Here is a 244-nt window from a genome sequence, read left to right as displayed (position 1 = left end):
CGCCGGCGGTGCCGGGGCCTGCCCGCCCCGCCCCTTCTGACGCTGGGAGACACCCTGATGCGACGGAGCATCCCCGCCCCCGCCACGACGGCCGTCCTCGCGCTCGCCCTCGCGGCGTGCTCGAGCTCGGACACGCCGCCCGACGCCACCTCCGACAGCCCCGCCGCCGACTCCGGCGCCGAGGGAACCCTGACGATGTGGGTCGACGACACCCGCATCGACTCCATGCGCCCCGTCGTCGAGG

At 76.6% G+C, this 244-nt stretch carries 1 pseudogene; it reads left to right on the top strand.

Going from position 1 to position 244, the window contains the following annotated elements:
- Positions 1–57: 57 nt before the first annotated feature.
- Positions 58–244 (top strand): annotated as a pseudogene (locus tag KVT14_RS20955) (maltose ABC transporter substrate-binding protein); the annotation flags it as partial.

This window comes from Cellulomonas sp. GbtcB1 (assembly GCF_019091725.1).
In the GTDB taxonomy this organism is placed as follows: Bacteria; Actinomycetota; Actinomycetes; order Actinomycetales; family Cellulomonadaceae; genus Cellulomonas.
The sequence above is the reverse complement of the archived record's forward strand: the minus strand, read 5'-3'. Positions and strand labels throughout refer to the sequence as shown.